This window comes from Bordetella sp. MIP270_01_BMS (assembly GCF_054958705.1).
Genome location: NZ_CM143297.1, coordinates 481,883 through 502,954, shown reverse-complemented (window position 1 = coordinate 502,954; position 21,072 = coordinate 481,883). Strand labels below are relative to the sequence as shown.

General features: G+C 54.5%; 17 protein-coding genes. All 17 read right to left on the bottom strand.

From position 1 onward, the window contains the following. Positions 1 to 53: 53 nt before the first annotated feature. Positions 54 to 1,793 (bottom strand): tetratricopeptide repeat protein, encoded by a 1,740-nt coding sequence (locus tag ACV17W_RS02350; RefSeq protein ID WP_462594859.1) that lies wholly within the window; start codon positions 1,791 to 1,793, stop codon positions 54 to 56. Positions 1,794 to 1,882: 89 nt separating this feature from the next. Then, on the bottom strand, positions 1,883 to 2,281 hold the full coding sequence (locus tag ACV17W_RS02345) for a hypothetical protein (RefSeq protein WP_462594858.1): 399 nt from the start codon (positions 2,279 to 2,281) through the stop codon (positions 1,883 to 1,885). 409 nt (positions 2,282 to 2,690) lie between these two features. Continuing rightward, entirely contained in the window at positions 2,691 to 3,266 is a 576-nt protein-coding gene (locus ACV17W_RS02340) for a hypothetical protein (RefSeq protein WP_462594857.1), read from the bottom strand. A gap of 60 nt (positions 3,267 to 3,326) precedes the next feature. Then, on the bottom strand, positions 3,327 to 4,946 hold the full coding sequence (locus ACV17W_RS02335) for a tetratricopeptide repeat protein (RefSeq protein WP_462594856.1): 1,620 nt from the start codon (positions 4,944 to 4,946) through the stop codon (positions 3,327 to 3,329). A 175-nt stretch (positions 4,947 to 5,121) separates the two neighbouring features. Beyond that, positions 5,122 to 5,439 (bottom strand): hypothetical protein, encoded by a 318-nt coding sequence (locus tag ACV17W_RS02330; RefSeq protein ID WP_462594855.1) that lies wholly within the window; start codon positions 5,437 to 5,439, stop codon positions 5,122 to 5,124. A gap of 524 nt (positions 5,440 to 5,963) precedes the next feature. Continuing rightward, the gene (locus ACV17W_RS02325) at positions 5,964 to 6,959 is read right to left on the bottom strand and encodes a hypothetical protein (RefSeq protein ID WP_462594854.1); all 996 of its coding nucleotides are present in this window, start codon (positions 6,957 to 6,959) and stop codon (positions 5,964 to 5,966) included. 106 nt (positions 6,960 to 7,065) lie between these two features. Next, positions 7,066 to 8,331 (bottom strand): polysaccharide pyruvyl transferase family protein, encoded by a 1,266-nt coding sequence (locus tag ACV17W_RS02320; RefSeq protein ID WP_462594853.1) that lies wholly within the window; start codon positions 8,329 to 8,331, stop codon positions 7,066 to 7,068. 36 nt (positions 8,332 to 8,367) lie between these two features. Continuing rightward, complete coding sequence (locus tag ACV17W_RS02315; protein ID WP_462594852.1) at positions 8,368 to 9,414, bottom strand: hypothetical protein; 1,047 nt, start codon at positions 9,412 to 9,414, stop codon at positions 8,368 to 8,370. After that, positions 9,415 to 10,683: a glycosyltransferase family 4 protein gene (locus ACV17W_RS02310; protein ID WP_462594851.1), complete on the bottom strand. Its 1,269-nt coding sequence runs from the start codon at positions 10,681 to 10,683 to the stop codon at positions 9,415 to 9,417. Beyond that, positions 10,683 to 12,560, bottom strand: coding sequence for a glycosyltransferase family 2 protein (locus tag ACV17W_RS02305; protein ID WP_462594850.1), 1,878 nt, complete (start codon positions 12,558 to 12,560; stop codon positions 10,683 to 10,685). Before ACV17W_RS02305 ends, ACV17W_RS02310 begins: the two co-directional genes overlap by 1 nt. A gap of 84 nt (positions 12,561 to 12,644) precedes the next feature. Beyond that, entirely contained in the window at positions 12,645 to 13,658 is a 1,014-nt protein-coding gene (gene galE, locus ACV17W_RS02300; protein ID WP_462594849.1) for a UDP-glucose 4-epimerase GalE, read from the bottom strand. Positions 13,659 to 13,689: 31 nt separating this feature from the next. Continuing rightward, positions 13,690 to 14,388 (bottom strand): ABC transporter ATP-binding protein, encoded by a 699-nt coding sequence (locus ACV17W_RS02295; RefSeq protein WP_462594848.1) that lies wholly within the window; start codon positions 14,386 to 14,388, stop codon positions 13,690 to 13,692. Further along, complete coding sequence (locus tag ACV17W_RS02290; protein WP_462594847.1) at positions 14,385 to 15,176, bottom strand: ABC transporter permease; 792 nt, start codon at positions 15,174 to 15,176, stop codon at positions 14,385 to 14,387. Before ACV17W_RS02290 ends, ACV17W_RS02295 begins: the two co-directional genes overlap by 4 nt. Before the next feature lies 1 nt (position 15,177). Beyond that, positions 15,178 to 17,352 (bottom strand): glycosyltransferase family 2 protein, encoded by a 2,175-nt coding sequence (locus ACV17W_RS02285; protein WP_462594846.1) that lies wholly within the window; start codon positions 17,350 to 17,352, stop codon positions 15,178 to 15,180. A gap of 103 nt (positions 17,353 to 17,455) precedes the next feature. Beyond that, positions 17,456 to 18,658: a polysaccharide biosynthesis/export family protein gene (locus ACV17W_RS02280; protein ID WP_462594845.1), complete on the bottom strand. Its 1,203-nt coding sequence runs from the start codon at positions 18,656 to 18,658 to the stop codon at positions 17,456 to 17,458. Then, positions 18,651 to 19,757: an ABC transporter permease gene (locus tag ACV17W_RS02275; RefSeq protein ID WP_462594844.1), complete on the bottom strand. Its 1,107-nt coding sequence runs from the start codon at positions 19,755 to 19,757 to the stop codon at positions 18,651 to 18,653. Before ACV17W_RS02275 ends, ACV17W_RS02280 begins: the two co-directional genes overlap by 8 nt. 111 nt (positions 19,758 to 19,868) lie before the next feature. Further along, a complete protein-coding gene (locus ACV17W_RS02270; RefSeq protein WP_462594843.1) occupies positions 19,869 to 21,068 on the bottom strand; it encodes a DUF1501 domain-containing protein in 1,200 nt (399 codons plus the stop codon). Positions 21,069 to 21,072: the final 4 nt, after the last annotated feature.

Below are 21,072 nucleotides of genomic sequence, written 5' to 3'. Positions count from 1 at the left end.
TTTTGATTAATGTACTACCGCTGGTTCTGGCGAACACGCGCACCAATGTCAAGTCACGAGAATGCACGGCGCACTTCGGCTTCTGTATAAATGTCTTTCCATTGTGCCAGCATACGCCAGGCCAAGTCTCGACACGCGGCCGGCGAATCTATCGCCTCAACAGCCTGAAGCAGTACGCTCGGCAACTCCTCCGGGCTCAGGTTATTGCGCAGCCGCTCGTTCAGTTTCGAGCGCGCCCCTTTCGCATCCGATGGCAACGACAACACAGCCAACAGATGATTCCAGGCATCGGCGTGCTGCGGGTGGGCGTCTGCAATGGCCTGGATTCTAGCTCTGGCCTCATCGTGCCGGCCAGCTTCCATCATCCAGGCCATCCACCTTCTGGCCACGTTCACTCTGGGTCGGGCAGAAAGATCTGAATCCAGTAACGATAACGCTGTGTCGAAATCTCCGTTCCTGGCCGTCATGGCGGCCAAAGCCAACAACCCCTTGGGGTCGCCCGGCTCAAACATTATGGCCTGCTGGTAATGCCGCTCGGCCCGCTCCCAATATTCCATGCATTCATAGGCCTTGCCAAGGTGGTACCACCCCGCCGCTTGCTGCGGCGCCAGCGCAATCGACTGCAAGAACGCTTGTTCCGCCTGCTGGTAAAAACCATGCTGTAAAAGGTACTCGCCGTACGCCTGCCAAATGCCGCCATCGTCTCGTGCATGATCTTTGATCCAGGCAACAATTCTGACCAATGCCGCCTCATCAGGGTTGGCGCATTGCTCAAGAGCCTGGGCAAAGCTATCGAGCCCCAACAGTTCATACCAAGGCGACTCATGCGACGGCTCGAGCTTGACCGGCTGCCCCCAGGTACGTAGGGCATCCCGTTCAAGCCTACGCAGGGCACGAGACAGCAAGGGGCTTTCTTGCTTATGCCATTTCAGTTCCAACTGCGGATCCGAAAGGTGAAAACCCAATTGTTTGCTGGCAGCGCCAATCAGTTGATCCCACACAAGGGCCAGCCTGCTTCGAAGCACCGGCGTAAGCATCGCCAGCACGCGATCATCTACCTGGTCGGTCAGAAGATCGGGCTTGATCACGGTGCTGGGCGGTGCATTTAAGCCGGTACCCCAGTGCTCGTTCATCCAGCCATTCGGCTCAAAGCCATTCATCAGCAGCGGCTGGGGCAACACAAGCACCCGTTCGGGATGCTGCTGAACGAAATCCAATATACGCGAGCAGTATGCGATCCACATGCGCGCCGCCAGCCCCGATTGCACCCAGAACGAGCGGTGCGCTTCCCGATCGCCCGCCTGGGCAGAGCCATGCTCGATCAGAATGCGACTATGGCGGTTCAACAGCGATTGGATCGACGCCGCCCAATGGCGGATCACCAGCAGATAGCGTGCGCGGTCGCCCAACAATTGATCCCACGCCGGAAGAAAAAGCGAGATGCGTGGGTCTTTGACGCCCCAACCGGCTACCCGATGCGTGGCATCTCGTTTATCGATATACGTCTTGAGGCTTGCGAGATCGCCACCACTGAGCGTCAAGGGCACTTCGTCATGGAACCGCCAGTCCGTACCGCAACGTTTCAAGAACGTATCGGCCAGCGCGACCGCCTCGGCGTCTTCAAAATGGCCATCGGGGTTAGAAAGATGACTGGGAACCAGCCTGGTTCCCATATGCAGCCCCCCGGCATACATGATCTGGGCTACAAGAGATGTCGCGCTTCGATGAAATCCCGTGCAAACGATAACCGGACCAGAAGTGGCGTGGTTGGCGGCAAGGTCGTTGGCACTCATATAAATTGAATCAATCCCTGTAGATAACCGCGAGAAAAGGGGGGGCAAATTTGGTGCGCAAACTTATCCCCCCACCGTACCGCCGTCAACTATGCAGTGGCCTCCGAATTTTTCGGCTTCATCGGCCTGAAGACTACGCGCCGAGTAACGGATTTTTCATTGTCGGCGCCTACCTTCTCAACCGTCCTCACTACAAAAGTGCCAAAACTGGGGATACGTAGTGAGCCCTCCGACGTACCATCAATGTCCTGGCCGAGTTGGCTGATCACCGCGCGAACGAGACCCTCTACCTTTTTATCAGGAATATTGCCGAACAACTGTGGCTTTTCAGCCCGAGCACGCGTCACCAAATCCGCGATCTTCGCCACAGCGGCCGCTTTAGGCGCCTCGTTAGCCGGTTTTACTACTTTCGTCATTTCGTCGTCCCTTATGTAAAAAACTACCCAAGCAAACCCTTCCTTGCCAGCACCCGCCGTAGCGACTGCCATTGCGGAAGAATCTCATTTGCTACGTCCCTACACACTTCGGAATCATCCTGCCTCTCAAACCATCGTATAGCGTTTGCCAGAGACTCCGGCAAAGTGCGAGCCGCGAGCTCTTGCTTCAACTCTTCCAACCTTTGCCATTGCGCACGCCACCGGAAAAACTCCTCGATCTCCTCTGTCGTAAGTAGAGACCTGACCTCGTCATCCAACGAAGGCGCCTCGTGGCGTACAGTGCCAACAATCGTGTTTACGCCCCGCTTCTTCTGCGGGTCATACGTCGTACGAATCAACTGGATTACGTTCTTGCGTGCCCTGAAATGCATGTCGTCTCGCCCTAAAGCAGGCAGTATATTGCCCGGAATGACAGCGTGCAAAGTCGACTTTGTGTCTGTTCGTATCGTAGGGTCCCCCGTCAAGTAGACGACGGCTGATAGAGATTCGGAGCAAGGGTTAGCCGAGGCATAAACTGCACCGGCGGAACACGGGCCAAACCGCTCTGCGGAAGTTCAAAGCTGACTACATGGCCAGGTAGAAAACCTTGGCCCAGATCGAAGTACAACTGCGCATCCAGCGGCTCGCTGCTGTTGAGCTGGATCTCGAGCCAATGCCAACCAGTAAGACGTGGCCAGTTGATATCGGCCACCAGCAAAAACTGAGGGTCTGCTCCCACAGCCATCCACCGCCCTGCGTCGCCCGCCTCCACTTGATAAAGCGGCACCACGTCGATCCGGTGTTTACCCGTGACACGTCGAGCGATTGATCGGAACAAGCGCAAGGGCGCCAGCATCGTCGCCTCGGCGCCTTTTCGGTACCGGCTCAATCGGTGATTGGCCCGCAGTACGCGCATACGCTGATACTGCAATTCGTTCTCGAGCAACGTCACGGCATGCCGTGCCTCGGCCAGTTGAGCTTCCCGTTGCTCAAAAATTGACGTGTCCACCGAAGTATCGGCACCGTTTATATTGATCGAGTTCTGATTGTCGCCCATGCCTCAGTTTCGAATGTGTGTGCTACAGCTGGTTGTGACGACATGAGCACGAATGCCAGGTCAAGAGAACGCACGGCGCACTTCCGCTTCTGTATAGATGTCTTTCCATTGCCCCAGCATACGCCAGGCCAGATCACGGCAAGCGGCCGGTGAGTCGATCGCGTCAACGGCCCGAAGCAATACGCTCGGCAACTCTGCCGGGCTCAGGCCATTGCGCAGCCGCTCGTTCAATTTCGAGCGTGCCTCTTTGGCATCAGACGGCAACGACAACACCGCCAACAGATGACCCCATGCGTCGGCCTGTTGCGGGTGGGCCTCTGCAATGGTCTGGATTCTAGCCCTGGCTTCATCGTGCCGGCCTGCTTCCATCATCCAAACCATCCACTTTCTAGCGACGCTCACCTTGGGGCGAGCGGAAATGTCCGAATCCAGTAACGATAAGGCTGCGTCGAAATCGCCGTTACTGGCCGTCATAGTGGCCAACGCCAACAACCACCTTGGGTTACCCGGATCAAGGATTATCGCCTGCTGGTAATGCCGCTCTGCCCGCTCCCAATGCTCCAAGCATTCGTTCGTCTTGCCAAGGCCGTACCATCCGTCAGCTCGCTGGGGCGCCAAAGCTATCGACTGCAAGAACGCTTGTTCCGCATGCTGGTAAAACCCATGCTGTAAAAGGAACTCGCCGTACGCCTGCCATACGCCGTCATCGTCTCGCGCATGATCTTTAATCCAGGCAAGAACTCGCGCCAATGCCGCGTCGTCAGTGTGCGTGCATTGCTCCAATGCCTGGCTAAACGTGTCGGGCGCCAAGCGTTCATACCATGGTGATTCATGGGCTGGATCAAGTTGAATGGGCTGCCCCCAGGTACGTAGCGCATCCCGTTCCAGCCTACGCATGGCACGAGAAAGCAAAGGGCTTTCGTTCTTATACCATTTCAGCTCCAACTGAGGATCTGAAGGGTGAAAACCCAATTGTTTGCTGGCAATGCCAACCAGCTTATCCCACAGATAACTCAACCTGCTTCTAAGCACCGGCGTAAGCATCGCCAGTAGACGGTCATCCACCTCGTCGGTCAAAAGATCCGGTTTGATCACGCCACTGGGCGGTGCACTTAAGTCGGTACCCCAATGTTCATTCATCCAGCCGTTAGGTTCAAAGCCGTTCATCAGCAGCGGCTGGGGCAACAATAACACTTGCTGCGGATGCTGCTGGACGAAATCCAGTATTCGCGAACAGTACGCAATCCACATCCGGGCCGCCAGCCCCGGCTGCGCCCAGAACGAACGGTGCACGTCCCGATCTGATGCTTGGGCAGAGCCATGCTCCACCAGGATGCGACTGTGGCGGTTCAATAGCGATTGGATCGACGCCGCCCAATGACGAAGTACCAGCAGATAGCGCGCGCGATTGCCCAACAGGCGGTTCCAAGCCGGAAGGAAAAGCGAGATGCGCGGATCCTTGACGCCCCAACCGGCTCCCTGATGCGTGGCATCTCGCTTATCGATATACCCTTTGAGGCTTGCGAGGGAATCCCTAGTGAGCGTCAATGGCACTTCGTCATGAAACCGCCAATCCGTCCCACAACGCTTCAAGAACGCATCACCGAGCGCAACCGCCTCGGCGTCCTCGAAATGGCCGTCGGGGTTGGAAAGATGACTGGGAACCAACCTGGTTCCCATGTGCAGCCCCCGGAATACATGATCTGGGCCACAAGAGACGTTGCACTTCGATGGAATCCGGTGCAAATGACTACCGGATTCGAGGGAGGATCATCCGCCATATTAACCCTTGCGCCAATAGCAGCATTCGAAATAATGAATGCGAGAATGCCTCCCTCGAAAAGGGCCGCTCTGCCTACTCGTTCGTGGCAACCGCTTTCGGCTTAGCCGGACGGAACACCACTCGACGTATCACCGCATCCCCACTATCGCTTTTCTTGTCGACTTGCCTCACCACAAAATTACCAAACCCCTGAACCTTCAGCGACCCCTCAGCAAGCTGGGAAACATCTTGATTGAGTTGCTGCATAACCAGTCGGGCAAGGCCGGCGACTTTCTTGTCGCTGATATCTCCAAAAACCTTAGGATTAGATGCACGTGCCCTTTCGACTAGATCGACGACGCGAATGGTTGCAACGGGAACTAAAGACTTCGATACCATAGTTTTGTTCATGATTCACCCCTATAAACGAACAATTACTAATCAAGAATTCCATTCTTAACAAAAACACGCCTCAACGCCTGCCACTGAAACATGATGTCATGCGCAACCGCCCTAGCGGCGCTGGAGTCTCCGTTTCTCGCGAACCATCCATAAGCCGCCGAAATGGAACTCGCAAGAGTCATCGCGGCCAACTCTTGCTGGAGTTCTTCGACCCGCCGGTGCATAACAAGCCAACGCTCAAACTCAGCTATCTCCTGTGCGGTCAATCGCTCTCGCAGGCTTTCCGGCAACTCGGGATTCGCCAAGCGAACCGTCCCCAATATCGTATTGGTGCCGCGCTTCTTGTCAGGACTGTACTCAACCCGGATAAACTGGATAACGGTCTTTCGAACACGAAAGTGCATATCACCCCACTAGTCTTCGAGCAGTATATTGCCCAACAATCTAGGCCTCAAGTAACCATTTTCTTAATATAACGAAAAATCTAACATTCATACCAGATAAATCGGTGCCACTTATTTTAGTTCCGCCATTCACGCAGTCTGTTTGCTCACCGCTACTTGCCGCTTGAACATGGCTATCCGCCTGATAAGCGATTTGAACAATACGTCGACCTCATTTGGAACTTCGTCCTGCGTCACATTCTTATTCCGCTGACTCGCCGGATCTATGACGGTGAACGCCTCACATTGCGGAAAGGTGCTCCGCACCCACTCCACGTCATCATTAAACTTCTCGACCAGCATATTATGCACCCGCGGGTCGTATATAAAGCATGATTTGCCCGTCGGGTTAGCATAAATGAGCGCATCTGATAATACCCCCTTAAACTCCTGACCGGTAGCGCGCGCGTATTCATTTAATCGCAACAATAGTTGCAACTCATACATCGACATGCTTCTATTAATAACATTTACCCTCTCCAATGAGTCGAGCACCTGTCCACACCCAACGGTAGAAAAGAAAGAGCCAAGCAAATCAGACTTCACACTATCGAAGTGCAGCAGCGAAATTTTCGAGAAAAAGTTCGACCATATCTTTATACATTGGACCTGAGGATTCTGATACGACTCAGCATGTAAATCAAACTGACCCGCATAGCCACCCTTTTTCACACGCTGCTGATAGGCAGACCAGCAATGGTCATATATGTTCCTAATGTATGCGATAACCTCCACATCGATGCCTCGCTCAATGCAATAATCGGAAAACCAGCGAAGCGCCTGGGGAGAAGCCTTCGCGAGACTTTCTCCTGAGATAAGGGCAACGTCACTTCCTGTGAAGTATACGTCCTCAAATTGCTCGCTGAAGTCAGATGGAACTTCCGTACTTGCGGCCGCACCACATAACAGCGGAACCAAATGCTTTGCATTCCCGGAAGTAATCCGCCCCTCTTTCGCCTGAGGGGCAAGATCAGCGTAGGACAATCCACATTCAGCCAGGAGCGTCTGATGGTTCAATGACAAGGCCGACTGGATTGCGGAGGATCCCGTCTTTGGCAGGCCGATATGTATAAATAATTTCCTCATCAGTTTCCTTTGCGATTAGTAGTTTAGTCGTGGAGAATAAAATATTATGAAGCGTCAAGAGTTCTTTAGCCACTTTAAGAAAGTGGCACGTTCGTCCGACGAGAGTTTATCTCGCCTCGGCACCAAGCTCAGTTGCGATCAGCTGCAATATCTCGTCTTCGTACGTAAAGCCAAAGCCGTGCCGCCGACAGAAATTGTGAAATCGTTTTAGCCGTTTCACATAAGTAAGCGCAAAATGATCTAATCGTTCGGCAGCAAATAAAAGTTCGCAAAGCGATTCTGGCGTATGCTTGTCTGTCTCATCAAGCCTAATCGACGGAATACCGTAGAAATCCGCAATCTCCTTGACGCGCGCATCCTCGTATAAAAGAATTGCCGGAGTTCCCGCCAACAGAGCTGCTATTGAGGCATGCAACCGGTCACCGATAAACAAGTCGCACCTTGAGCTGAATTGAAACCATGAAGCACTATTAGTAAAATAGAAATACTCGTTAAATGGCGCCGGCTCTCTATGGATTTCCTGCAAACGTTTGGCTACAAACTCTTGATCCAACCGATTCGAGGCAGCGTCGAAGACATTGGCAGCATTCAGATGTTCATCCGAATTAAATACCGAGTAAAGATCATTCTGAAATATATACGCAACATCGCTATGCCTTGAGAACAACCTGTTCAAATAGCCATGCCTTATAGACGAATGCGCGTAACCAGCTGTGGCGAACTTCTCGAAGCGAAAATCCCTTGCCTTGTTAATCGCAGCCAGCACGTTTCGTGGATGTCTATACATGCTAGGACATCCGAGCGCAATCGCTTTACTAATACCGTGATCTCTTAACCAGTCTTCGGTTTGTTTGCCCCGTACGCCGATGAATGTCGCATGGCGTTCCGCAGATAACAATAATTCTCGCAGCTGCGGTGTCAGCTCATTCAAGTCACCTTCAATCGGCGCTTGCAGGCCGAGGCCAAAGATCGACACATTGATATTCAGCAAGGATAATAGCTCTGCTATTAACTGGTGATCTTCTTTACCCCAATCCCGTCTTATATCGTTCGCAAAGCTCAGAACTAATGAGTCGTAATTCTCATTCATGAACTCGGCGGTGGGCGACACCCCCCCCTTCGCTGCAATTAACCTAGACAGGTTCACTTTCGACGAAAGTTCCTTGTCGAATGCAAAAATTCGAGAAGGCGACTCTGAGTGGATAAGATTGCCAGGGTTCGGGGTGTAGGCACTAATGTTTCTTTTAACGGACCGAAGCGTGCCGTCAAAATCGGGGAAAAACGAAACAATGGGCGTACCGTCTCTTCCCGTAGCCGGGACCACACCTGAATGATGAGGATAAAACACTATCCTCTTTAGCTTATTTTTCATATGCGCGATCGAGAAGCGAGCGGCCCAAGAGCCAACTCACTTTTTGTCCTGTTCAAGTTGTTCCGTCAATTGACGAACTTTACGCTCCAGATTTTCGAGCTTGTGCGCCTGTGCCATTACATAACGAGCCAGAACCAGGCACAATTCATCAGAAGCGATGGTACGATCAGGTAGAGTTACGGGGTCAGTAAGCAGCGGACCTTGTCCACACGCTTCAAGCATAGAATTGATCTGCTCACGATCCTCTGCTGTCCGTTCAGTCACTTGCTGCAGATCGACACCTGAAGCTACCAATTCCGTCAGATAAGCCGTAGGTGTATCACCACGGATAGCGCCGTTTCCGACCACCCGGTCGAACAGGGCCGGCAGTACCGGCTGCTTATATTGATCATTAAACAGTGCGCGCAGTAGCAGTTCGGTATTACCGAGACTCTCATTTGTTCTGACGTTCGCCAATGGTATTTCAGATAGCCCACAGACCTTCTTGAAATCCTCCACGGAATCCTTGACGCGGTCCAGGTTGCGTAACTCGACTCTACCCACGTCGGCTTTCTGGAACACGTTCAACCGCTCGGCGAACTTCGGCAACCCCTGTTCGACCCATTCGCGAAACGGTTTAATGTTTCCTCGATATGTTTTGTGTTTGAGGCCCCACTGCACATACGCCGACTGTGCCCACAAATCATGCCTGCGAACGTACGCTAGCACTGTAACTTCGAATTCATCCTTTAGACCACCAAGCGCCGTTAGGATCTGATGATTTCGGTCGAAGAATGATTCGTTGCTCCAGATTAACGTATGTATACCGATTGCTCGTGCTTCAGCGGCAACACCGCGCAGCACTGCTGAGACCTGCTCGACGGCATCGGCTGGCTCTAGTGCATGAAAATCTTGGTTCACTGTAGTGGGACGCTGCCAAGCATAATGTTGGCGAGCATACTCGAGCATCAATCCAAGGTACCAGACCCCATTTTGGCGAAGCTTTTCTCGTCCATCTTTTAGCATATGCTGTATGGACGTTGTTCCGGTCTTTCCTGCTCCAACATGCAGGATTAATTTGAGACGCTGATCCCCAGTCATCATTTAACCTTTGCTCATGTTTGCAAAATACTTCAGATGCGCGTCTGCACACTCCGAATATGTCATGGGGCGTTGAATGTTTTCTCTGCACTGAGCCCATAGATCCGCATTATCTGCCGCCTCCAACAATTTCGATGCCCACGCGGATGGGTTCCCGGTACTGACATGCAGACCGGTAACGCCGTCAAGAATTTTCTCGGCCATCCCGCCAATATCTGAACATAACAATGGCCGTCCGCAGACATAAGCTTCCTGAATTACCATGGGAGAATTTTCCCACCAGATAGACGGCACCAACACCCAGTCAACGCCTGCCATGCGGGAGCGCAACTCGTGCGGTTGATAGGGGCCCACCCAACGCACCACGCCCTGTTCTATCAACGGCTTCCGCAACCGTTCAATTTTTTCTTGGTATTCTGGCGGTTGCCATTCCAAGTTCGCACCGTGCACTTCCACGACCAATCGTTTTCTATCCGATTTAGTCATTAGCGTGAGCGCTTCAAGTATGACGTCCAGACCTTTGAACTGCGTGATCTGACCAAAATATGCGAATCGATTTCGCTTTTCACCTTCAGTAATCGCACGTGGCGGCAACGGGGCCTCAGCCGCCTGGCCATTCTCAATAACTATGATCTTGTTGGCATCAATGCCCCACTGAATATAACGCTGCCGAAGGAACTCACTTGGCGCAACAAAAGCGTCGACCAGCTTGAAATGGCTTTGAAAGTAATGCTTCCGTAGCCAGAAGTCTTCGGCAGTCTTATGCGGAAAACATTGGCGGCAGTCATCGTAGGACTCGCGACTACAAAGCTGAAACCGCCCGGTCTTAACCATCTGCCCGTTATTCTGGCATATAGCCATGTACTCATGAAGCGTCATAAAAATTCGAATATCTGGGTTGATATTTTTTATGACACGCAAATGCTCCAAGCCAAGGTGCGCATAGTGGTGGCTATGAACAATAGTAGGTTTTATGGCGCCGATGAGATCAGCAAACCAGGTGGTCAACGATTCTTGGTGAGCTGCCTTCATTCGATCCCAATCATGAATCGCTTGCTCCCAGAGATACTCGTTCGGGCGCCGGAGACTAATGGTACCGTTCGCGCCGCGGCCACGATCAGCTCTACCGAGATACCACGTGTTCTCTACATTTTGGTGTGCTTGGTACGCTTTAAATAAATTGTATGCAGCGATTTCCCCTCCCCCTAAACTAAAGTCAGGGTGCCCATGAGCCGTTACTAGAATTCGTTCTTGGAGTTGGCTCGTGGTCATCACGATTGCTCCTTGATATTTTGAACTAATAGAGGAGACTCGATTAGTTTTTTCCATCGTTCTTGATGTCTTACGGCGTTATATATCACCACACGGCTGCGAAACTCGTTCTCGCCCAGCAGTTTGAATGACTGCCGCTCCAAATGGGTAAGTTGTACCGTTGGCAAGTAGGCAATCTTCAAACCGTCGTTTCTCAACTTCAAGCACAAATCAGAATCCTCGAAGTCGCCGATCAAGTAGCCAGTATCCCATCCCCCTATCCTCTCAAAATCTTTACGTCGCATTGCCATACATGCGCCGGTAATACTGGGCAAAATAGCCAATTCCTGATTCGGATCCAGAGCAGGATCCAACCCCATATATGGGTGGTGATTGATCCAGATACCCAGTTCTTCACGCCGCAGAAACTGCATGCCCGCGTGCTGCAAGGAACCATCTGCAAAGAGCAAACGTGGGCCCACTGCACCGATATCTGGATAGGACTGAAGCACCTGTATCAAAGGCTGAATCCATCCGTCATGCTGGGGAAATGCGTCGCTATTCAGAAACACCAGATATTCGCCACAAGCAAGACTGGCGCCCAAGTTATTGGCGCCAGAGAATCCACGGTTAACGCTGCCCCACACCCAACTCATCGGCACGTTATATATCCTATGGAGGGCTTCCGCTTCATTCATAAAACGTTCAGCGATTTGAGGGTCATCAACAACATAAATGAGCTCAACATTATCCATAAGCCAGGCGTCTTGAGAGAACTCGATAAGTTGATGCTCGACGAAATCTGTACGCCCATAAAGCGGCACAATTACGCTCACTTTGGGGTTGGCCAAAGAGGGGCCCAGGAATTTGCGTTTGACTGGCAAATCGGCCCACATTTCCTGACGATGAGCGATAAGGCGCTCGAGAACCTTTCGATCCACCAAAGATATGCGCTTTGCGGTTTCACTTAATGCCGTTCCAATCCCAAATAACCATTGCGCAGCTGCAACAGGGGCTGCCGGAAGCGCGGTGAGCTTTACTTCGCCGAGAGTATGGACGCCGTACTCGGACGAAGCCTTTAGATAAACACTCTGGCCTACCCCTCCCCCTTTGATACGGACGATGAAGCCCGCGTCTCGATTTGAATGCCCGAACTCCTTGTCGACGGCATCATTAACGTCTTGTCGGAATCGGCGATAAGCGTTTTTTAGCGTAAATATGCGGCCAGATTGATCTTCAAGCCAAACGGGCGTGCCCGAATTGTGCACCTCCCAGCCAACGATGACGCTATCGCCAGTAATGTCAGAAGAGACACCCGCTTCGATAAACCCTTTCGCGGTGGGACAAGGCCGTTCCGCGGCGGGGACCTTTTTAATCATGTTCCGCCACGCTTCGGTGTAGGGCCTCATCGTTGCGGCGATCATACCAATAGCCGATTCAAATAAACCCGTTGCCGAAAACTCAGCTTCCGCCTCTTCAATACACTCCACTGCATGTACTGATACGATTTCCCCTTCGGCGCTCTTATAGCAGAGCTCAATCGATGGTGGGCCTTCGCATCTTGCGGCGATTACGAATCCAATCCCTTCTGCATCGTTCAATCCCAAATTCTTAGCTACATCAACCCGCCGAGTACTTTTCTTACGGAACGGAATTTGTCGCTTGTTGCTGCGCAACGCGAAATCTTGGCGGCCGGATGTCCAGCCGGCAATCATTATCAAATTGCCGCTACAAACAGCTGCGTCAACTTTCAGTTTTATAATGTTACCCGACTCATCGTCGAATATGCTTACTGGTGCAGTCTGCACGGGCGGGTATGCAGTATGCTGTTGAATTTCAATATCAGATGGGTCATTCAATTCATCGTAGATATTATTGTCAATGTTCTCTGTAGACATCGTGGTCTCGATTAGATCGCTGTTTTCGATGGTATTGGCAAGGGGAAGGTGCCGATAGGCTGTCAGCGGTGTGCACAAACCACGCTACTGCGTCGAAGCGCTCAGCATTGACTTACGCTCCCACGCCCATGCATGGCTGACTATGTCTTGAAGTGCGGGATAGGCTGGTGTCCAGCCCAGTTGACGCCTTATTGCACTAGAGTCGGCCACCAGCGCGGGAGGGTCCCCATCACGCCGGTCGCCATACTTCACTGGAACCTCTTGGCCAGTGACTTGCTGAACCATGTCAATTACCTGTCTTACGGAAAACCCTTTTCCGTTACCGAGGTTGAATCGAAGGCTGCCGCCTTCATCTAGCAAATGATGCAGCGCCAACAAATGGGCATTACAAAGGTCATGGACATGAATATAGTCGCGGATGCAGGTTCCGTCGGGTGTGTCATAGTCGGTGCCGAACACCGTGATGTGAGAAGAACGCCCCGCCGCCGCACGTAGAACCAGAGGAATCAGATGCGTTTCCGGATCGTGCCGCTCGCCAAGCTCACCATCGGGATCAGCGCCAGCAGCATTGAAGTAGCGCAGGCAGACCGACTTCAGGCCATAGGCCGTGTCGTAGTCTTTTAGCATTTGCTCCACAAACAGCTTCGTACGACCATAAGGGTTGATAGGTTGCGTGGGATGACTTTCGGCAATCGGCGTTGTAATGGGATTACCAAAGATTGCAGCCGTGGACGAAAAAATAAACTTGTTTACGTCATGGCGCCGCATGGCTTCAAGCAGCGTATGCGTGGCATTGAAATTATTCTGGTAGTACTTGGCCGGGTCGCGCACCGACTCACCCACCTGAATAAAGCTTGCAAAGTGCATCACCGCCGCGGGCATTATCGTACGAATCGCCTCGTTGATGAAGGCCTCGTCGCCAAAGCTGCCTATCCGCAGTTCTGCGTCGCCTACCGCGTCGGCGTGGCCGCTGCTTAAATCGTCAATAACGACAGGCCGGTACCCTGCCCTGCCAAGCATCTTGACCATATGCGAGCCGATGTAGCCCGCTCCCCCCAACACCAATATTGGTATACGTTCCAATTTCACACCTTTCATCACTATTTTTCAAAAAATACCTGTACTTGCGCTATGCGCCGGCCAATTGCACCTGACGCGACTCGGGCGCGGCGCCTAGCTTGAGATATGCGCGTATGCCTTCTTCGACGTCATCAAAGCAGGTGACGTTACCGTTTTCGAGCAATGCGACCATGTCGCACATTTTGCGTACTTGCCCCATTCCGTGGGTGACCAGAATCACGTTCGCCTGGCCAACCTTGTTTTTGAACGCGGCGGCGGCCTTTTCGCGAAAGTGTGCGTCGCCGACCGACATTGCCTCGTCGATCAGGTAGTAGTCAAAATCGAAGGCCAGGCTTAAGCCAAAGGCCACGCGTGCCCGCATCCCCGTGGAATATGTTTTGACCTGCTCATCGAAGGCAGAGCCGATTTCCGCAAATTCTTCGACGAACTTGATGCGTCGGCGCATGTCTTCGCCTTCGGCCCCCTGGACCCGGCAAACGAATTTTGCATTCTGGCGCCCTGTAAGAGACCCCTGAAACCCGCCGGCAAGTCCCACGGGCCAGGAAATTTTCTTGTCGGTAATGATGCGGCCGCTGTCCGGGGCGTCCAGGCCGCACAACAGGCGCATCAGGGTTGACTTGCCGGCTCCATTGCGGCCGATCAGCGCAATATTGCGCCCCGGCGGCACGGTAAACGTAAGATTGCGGAATACGTACTTTCGCCCTTTAAGGGTCAGGTACGATTTGGTCAGGTTTCGCAATTCGATCATAGCGCCACCAGGTCATGTCGCCGCAGGCGATACAACGCCATGCCCGCGAAAAATGTCACCAGCGCCACCTTTGCGGGATAGGCATAGCTAATGCCATAGGTGACTGGATAAGGAACGAAAATGGATGACCGCAGGTTGTCGATAATGTGCAGATACGGGTTCCACAGCAGCCACGGCAGATATTCTTGCGGCAAGTTCCATATCGGAAAAATAACCCCCGAAATCAGATATACCGGCAGGAAAATTACGCGGATGAAGGTCTTCGCGTTAGGAAAGGCCTGCGTCCACACGCAAAAAATAAGCCCCAGGCCGACGGAAAAAACCAGGCCTGTGGCAAGCGCGCCAAACCAGGCCAAGGGGTCATGTAGCGCGATGGTGTAGCCCCCCCAGAATGCCAGGGCGCCTATGACCAGCACATATACGCAGGCGTAGAGCGAAAACTCGACAATCGTTCGGGCAATCAGTGTGTCCAGCGGCTTGATCTGCTGATAGGCAAAAAGCGCCTGGTTGGCACTGATGGCATCCATCAGGCGCAGGGCGATATTGCGCATCATGAAGAACGGGATCATTCCGGTAGCCAGGTACATCGGGAAGTCCATTCCCGGCACTTCGCGACCACGGATGGCCGTAAAAATGAACATGATGATGGCGACATGCAGGATGGGCTCGAACACCATCCAGAAGGCGCCCATGCGTCGCGTGCCGAATCGCGTAAGCATTTCGCGCAGTACCAGCGCGAACAGCACGGATCGCATGATCTGTAGGGAACTACGTTGCGGCAAGGCCATATCAGTGCACCCGCAGGCACAGAGAAAAATCTTCCCGGTGCAAGCTTAGATTGGGGTTGTAGTATGGGTCTCGATCTAAAAGCGCGGCCCAGCGGTCACGCATGTAGCTGCGTTCACTCTCGAACTGGCTTTGCTTGGCCGGTGTATTGTTGGCGCCCCGAGTCTTGGATTCGTGGTGCAGCAACTCTGCGTACGGCGTCCAAACATTTCGGTAACCCGCTTCTCGCACCCGCAAGCAAAAATCTACGTCATTGAAAGCCACAGGCAGGTGCGTTTCATCCATCCCGCCCACCTGGAAGTAAATGGCCTTTTTGACGACAAGCGCTGCGCCGGTAACCGCGCTGATGTTATGCACGATGCGCAAGCGGTTGAAGTAGCCCACGGAATCTTTTTCGGCGAACTGATGCGCATGGCCGGCCACGCCGCCTACGCCCAGGATGACGCCTCCGTGCTGCAAGGTGCCGTCTGGATAGTAGAGCTTGGCTCCCACGCACCCTACACCTGGCCGCATCGCCTGGGCGACCATTTCCCATAGCCAGTCGGGATTCAGGACTTCAATGTCGTTATTGACCAGGGCCAGTACCGTGCCTTGTGCATTGGCGGCAGCAAGATTATTTATTGCGGAATAATTGAAGGCCTGATCGTACTGATACACGCGCACCCGGCCGTGCATGGATTCCACCAGATCAGCCAGGTATGACGTCGTTTCGGGCAACTGCGACTGATTATCGATAATCAGAATTTCGAAATCGGGATAGCGGGTGCGTTGGATAATCGATTCTATGCATGGCCTGAGCACGTCCAGCCCATCGCGAGTGGGTACAACGATGCTGACCTTGGGCGGCGTCGCCATGGGCCAATGCTGCCGATACAGGCCCGGCGCGACAATCGATACCTGGGCTCCCGGCTCGTGGTGATCCAGGTATTCCTGCAAAGCTCGTTGGGCCGCGGCATAGGCATAGGGCTTTTGAGCCGGGTTCAATGCCGTCGAACCTGCGGTTTTGCGCCAGTGGTACAACACATGGGGAAGGTGCAGCACCTTGCCGCCGTCGGGAAGACGGGCCAGGCAACGCAGGATGAGATCGTAGTCCTGGCTGCCTTCGAACCCGACGCGAAACCCGCCAACCGCGCATACCAGGCTGCGGTTGAACACGCAGAAATGCCCAAAGTAATTCTGGCCCAGCAGCAGATCCGGCGAGAAGTCGGGCTTGAAGTACGGGTCGCAACGCTGGCCGGATTCGTTGAGCTTATCCTCGTCCGAGTACAGAAGCTGTACGTCCGGCTGCTCTTGAATGGCGCTTGCAACGCAGAACAATGCGTGTTCGGCGAGTTCGTCATCGTGGTCCAGCAGCCCGATATAGCCGCCGCCCGCCAAGGCCAGCGCCGTATTGCTTGCGTTGGCAATATGGCCGTTGGCCTCGCGGAATTCCACCTTGATGCGCGCGTCCTGGGCCGCGTACTGCTGCAGCACACGCCGCACATGTTCATCAGTGGAGCCGTCATCAGCAATGCACAGCTCCCACTTCGGATAGCTTTGCCGCAATACCGATTCGATGCAGCGGCGCAGCAATGTCTCGGGCGTATTGAACACCGGCAGTAGCACCGATATCAGCGGCCATCCATCCGCGTCATTCCACTGCCGGGGCGAGGCTTGCGCAATTTTCTGCGCAAAAAGCTTCGTTTGGATGTTTTCGACCGTGTTTTGCCAGTCTTCGTACAGAATCAGGCCCACGCCATCTTGCGTGAAAAGGCAGCAATACTCCTTCCAGAGCGCTTCCAATGTTGCTGGCAGCGCGAGCGCCGAAGCCGTATGTTGACGGTCGCCGCTGAGCTGGTAGCGCGGATGCACGCTACGCAGCTTACGCTGCATGCGCACGCGGGCCACCCGTTGCGGCACTCTGCGCAACTTGAAGTGGTCTACGGCGAAAGCTCCGGCGGTGGTCAAGGGGTCGAACCTCAGTTTCGCCGGACGGCACAGGCGAATCAGCCTCTTGCCCGTCCGGCCGGACCGTAACGGCAGCGCATGAGAATCGTCTTGACTCTCGCCCTGCCCCACATCGAGATATACACGCGCAATCGTGCGCGCCGTTGGAAGGCTCAGCTTCGCTTCCAGCCAATACCAGCCCGCAGGCACCACGCCCTGAAGACGGAACTGCGGATCCGGGCCTTCAGACACGAATCCGCGCTCCCGCCGCTGGACTTGATGTGCGGGACGCAACGCCCTTGCGCCCCAATACCAGCGCAGCGGATTGAACCAGCCAGAGAACACCGTCAACCCTTCACAGCCCGTCAATCGTGCGGCCCAGCACCAGCACCTGCACAATCGGCGAGATGATTTTCTGCGCTTCGTAGACAGTGGCGTTGGTTACGTAGATCGCGTCTTCCGGTTTAACCTGGAATTGTCTGGCCAAGAACATCGACGCCGGGTCTCGCATGTCCAGTCGAAACACCTGCGCCGCCGGCTCGCCTTCGGCGGGCCGGTCATTCAGACGAAACACGAATACGCCGCGGGCATCGGCCGATCTTTCGCTCAGTCCGCCGACGGTGCCCAGCACTTCGAGCAAGCTGGGGTTGCGCGATGGCAGGTCAAAAAGCCCGGGCTTGGTCACGGCGCCCATTGCCACGAACCGCTGACGGGCGCGTTCAACGATGATTTCGGATCGGGGAGGAACCGGCATATTCTTGCCCGCCAGGATCTCGTCATAACCGTAGCTTTTGACCTCGGATCCGGTTCGCACCACCACTCGTATCAGGTGCGGTTCCAGCGTGGGCCCGCCGGCTTGATTGATCGCATCGAGCAGCGTCAACGGCCCTTGCAAGGCGGAAAAGCGACCAGGAGACGCCACTGCGCCCGCCACCAGTACCGAGCCAGACAAATCGCCCACCATTTCCACATGCACTTGCGGATCGCTGGCCACTTTTTCCAGGCGCTTGCGCAATGCGTCTTCAACCGCGGGCAGCGTCAGCCCTTCGACCTTCACGCGCCCGGCGTAGGGTACCGAAATCGTCCCTTTGGAATCGACCCGCAGATTGGAGAATACGGTTCCTCCGGCCGACAACGGGGCAAATACCGCCCCTTCGATCGCGCTATCCGAAATGATCGCGCTTATCACATCGCCGGGCACCAAATGGATGTCGGGCGCAGGCGTGGCCGACACAGTCGTGCTCAGCGCCGGCTCGGCCGGGCGCATATAGGCTGCAATGGTGTCCGCCGACAAATCGATCAGATCATAGGCAACCTGCCCGTCGGCCCCGTTGAGGATGGCCCCCTTGGTCGGGCCGGCGCCAGAAAGAAAGCTTCCGCATCCGACCAGCATTGCAGATAGCCCGGCCGCCGCCGCCATCCGCGACCCACGCCGCATCCATCGCGCAAATCGTTTCCTGTTTCCGGAAACGACTTCTTGATGACGGATGACCGCAGCAGCCATATCAGTGTTCTTTTCTATAGTTATCATGGAATTCGGCGCCCCTGGCTTAATCATGATGATCTCTGACCGACGCTATGATGAAGCGGGCCATGCCATACAACAGCAGCAAACCTATCAGAAGGGTGACCAGGTTATATAACCGCGCCGGATAGATCGGCTCTTGCGCCAGGTTGGGGCTGACCACCATGATCAAGGTACGGATTTTCTTCCCGACCTCGATTCGCGCATTTTCGACGGCCACGGTACTGGCCTTGTAGGCCTCTTCTGCGATACTGACGTCGATCAGCAGGTTTCGATACTGCGACGCCACGACATTGAGTTTGTCCCCGCCCGATGACGACACCAGCGCCTGCTTCTCGGCCCGAAGCTGGTCTTCTATGGCTCTTATGCGCGTGCGCTGCTGCCGTACCTGGGGGGTGTCCACGCCCAGGGATGCCAGCAACCCTTTGAGCCTGGCGCGTTCGGTGGTGAGCTCGGCCTCCAGCGTGGCGATAATGGTTGCGCGCGACTCCGCAGCCGCCTGCGCGTCCAGCAGCTCGCTGTTGCTCTGGAACTCCAGCATTTTGTGGCGCTCTGCCTCATAGCGCTTACGTGCGAGTTCCAATTCCCCTTCCGCAAATCTCATGTGTTCGCGAGACATCTTGTGCGACATCTCGTTGACGAACTTTTCGCTTTCGGCAAGGATCAGATCCAGCGTCTGCTTGGAAAATTCCGGGGTCAAGCCCTGCACTTCGACAGTCAACAAACCAGTTGTGTCGTCAAAATGCGCTTCTACCATGCGGTTGTAGAACTCAAGCAGTTCTTCCTGCGAGTCGCTGTCGCTGATCCATAGCCAGGGATCGCGCCACTGGCCCGTAAAGTGCTCGCGCCATTTCAGCCGTTCTTCAAGCACCTTCAACATGTCAAGCGACGTTATGAATTCCCGCAGATACAGCGTTTCTTCACGCGACGCCGGATTCAGGCCGGCCATCATCAATGCGATGCTTGGCGCACTTTGTTCGAGGGTGTCCTGGCTGGGCTGCCGCACAACCACTTGGGCAGCCGTCACGTAGCGATCTACGGCAAAAAATGCGTAGTAAACGATCGCCACGGCCAGGGGCACCACGACCATCGCAACGAATAAAGTCTTTTTTCTTAGATTTTTAAGCGCCATTTCGGGGATTGTTTACCTATTCGAACGGATACGAACACCAGGGGCCCGGCGCCCCTGGAATGAAGTGCACAGCAGATTAGGCCATTTCGTCGCGGGCGTGCAACGATTTGCCTATACCAGTTTCAGATCGATCGGCTTGACGTCGCCGCACACTTTGCGTTGCCGGCTTTCGTCCAGCCCATAAACATCTTTGAAAACTCCCCCCAGCACTGCTCGATAATCATTGAGCACGGGGAGATCGCGCGCCTCGTTCAGATCTTTTTCGCTTCGCAATAGCGTTTGCTCCCCGACAAGACGCCCGCCCTTCACGCTGCCGCCCAGTACCCAGTAGGCGGTGCCGAAGCCATGGTCGGTACCCTTGCCGCCGTTTTCTTTCATGGTGCGCCCGAATTCCGAAACCACCACCACCACCGTGCGCTTCCATTCCGGCCCCATGGCCTTGGCAAAAGACGCCAGGCCGCCACCAAGGTCTGCGAGTCGCGTGGCCAGCACCCCTTGCACGCCGCCCTGGGCGACATGCGTATCCCAACCGCCGACGTCAATAAATGCAAGGTTGAATTTGTCTCGCATCAACCCCGCCACACGCACGCTTTCCTGCGCGAAGCCCTTGGCGCTGTTGGCCCCCCTGTCTGCGGCCAACTGCTCTTCATCGAACACCTCGCTGACGTCGCGCTGTAATTTAAGGCCTTCGTTCAGCGTGGCTTCAAGCGAAGTGCCGCGATAACTTTGTATCAGCTGCTCGCGTAATTCCTGGTTTTTCTTGCCCAGATTCGGGCGACGATCCAGCCCGATGTTGTCAATATTGCGCGGCCCCTTGAACGTGCTGGGAAGGCTGTCGGTAAAAGCCACCGCCCGCGCCCCTCCGCCCACGGCGTCGGCCAGGCGGTACAGCATTCCCAGCTGCGGCAACTCGCCTCGCTCGACGTCTGCCGCGCCAAGCTCCAACCATTCTTGCGCTTCAAAGTGGCTGCGGGAAACTCCGGGAATACCCACAAATGGCACAAACGCAATCTGTTTTTCAGTCCAGATTGCGCCGAGCGACTTGGCCAACGCAGGATGCAAACCCCAGTCGCCATCTATCTTCACGGCCGCGTCGGGGCCTTTGCCCCCGGGTTTAGGGATCGCTATCGTGGGCCGTGATTCGTAGTAAAGGTTGCTCGAAATGGGCACCAGAGTATTGCAAACGTCGTACGCTCCTCGCAGAAAGACAAACAGCAGGCGCGTGTCCGTCCCCGGCGCGGCGAACAGCTTGGTGGCGTACCAACTGCCCGCAAGTGCAGTCCCATTGATCAAGAAACGTCGTCTGTCCATGGCC

What these genes read in the sequence shown, in the direction of transcription:
- ACV17W_RS02350 (WP_462594859.1), bottom strand. Translation starts at nt 1,793, where the DNA reads ATGAGTGCCAACGACCTTGCCGCCAACCACGCCACTTCTGGTCCGGTT.
- ACV17W_RS02345 (WP_462594858.1), bottom strand. Translation starts at nt 2,281, where the DNA reads ATGGCAGTCGCTACGGCGGGTGCTGGCAAGGAAGGGTTTGCTTGGGTA.
- ACV17W_RS02340 (WP_462594857.1), bottom strand. Translation starts at nt 3,266, where the DNA reads ATGGGCGACAATCAGAACTCGATCAATATAAACGGTGCCGATACTTCG.
- ACV17W_RS02335 (WP_462594856.1), bottom strand. Translation starts at nt 4,946, where the DNA reads ATGGGAACCAGGTTGGTTCCCAGTCATCTTTCCAACCCCGACGGCCAT.
- ACV17W_RS02330 (WP_462594855.1), bottom strand. Translation starts at nt 5,439, where the DNA reads ATGAACAAAACTATGGTATCGAAGTCTTTAGTTCCCGTTGCAACCATT.
- ACV17W_RS02325 (WP_462594854.1), bottom strand. Translation starts at nt 6,959, where the DNA reads ATGAGGAAATTATTTATACATATCGGCCTGCCAAAGACGGGATCCTCC.
- ACV17W_RS02320 (WP_462594853.1), bottom strand. Translation starts at nt 8,331, where the DNA reads ATGAAAAATAAGCTAAAGAGGATAGTGTTTTATCCTCATCATTCAGGT.
- ACV17W_RS02315 (WP_462594852.1), bottom strand. Translation starts at nt 9,414, where the DNA reads ATGATGACTGGGGATCAGCGTCTCAAATTAATCCTGCATGTTGGAGCA.
- ACV17W_RS02310 (WP_462594851.1), bottom strand. Translation starts at nt 10,683, where the DNA reads ATGACCACGAGCCAACTCCAAGAACGAATTCTAGTAACGGCTCATGGG.
- ACV17W_RS02305 (WP_462594850.1), bottom strand. Translation starts at nt 12,560, where the DNA reads ATGTCTACAGAGAACATTGACAATAATATCTACGATGAATTGAATGAC.
- galE (WP_462594849.1), bottom strand. Translation starts at nt 13,658, where the DNA reads ATGAAAGGTGTGAAATTGGAACGTATACCAATATTGGTGTTGGGGGGA.
- ACV17W_RS02295 (WP_462594848.1), bottom strand. Translation starts at nt 14,388, where the DNA reads ATGATCGAATTGCGAAACCTGACCAAATCGTACCTGACCCTTAAAGGG.
- ACV17W_RS02290 (WP_462594847.1), bottom strand. Translation starts at nt 15,176, where the DNA reads ATGGCCTTGCCGCAACGTAGTTCCCTACAGATCATGCGATCCGTGCTG.
- ACV17W_RS02280 (WP_462594845.1), bottom strand. Translation starts at nt 18,658, where the DNA reads ATGATTAAGCCAGGGGCGCCGAATTCCATGATAACTATAGAAAAGAAC.
- ACV17W_RS02275 (WP_462594844.1), bottom strand. Translation starts at nt 19,757, where the DNA reads ATGGCGCTTAAAAATCTAAGAAAAAAGACTTTATTCGTTGCGATGGTC.
- ACV17W_RS02270 (WP_462594843.1), bottom strand. Translation starts at nt 21,068, where the DNA reads ATGGACAGACGACGTTTCTTGATCAATGGGACTGCACTTGCGGGCAGT.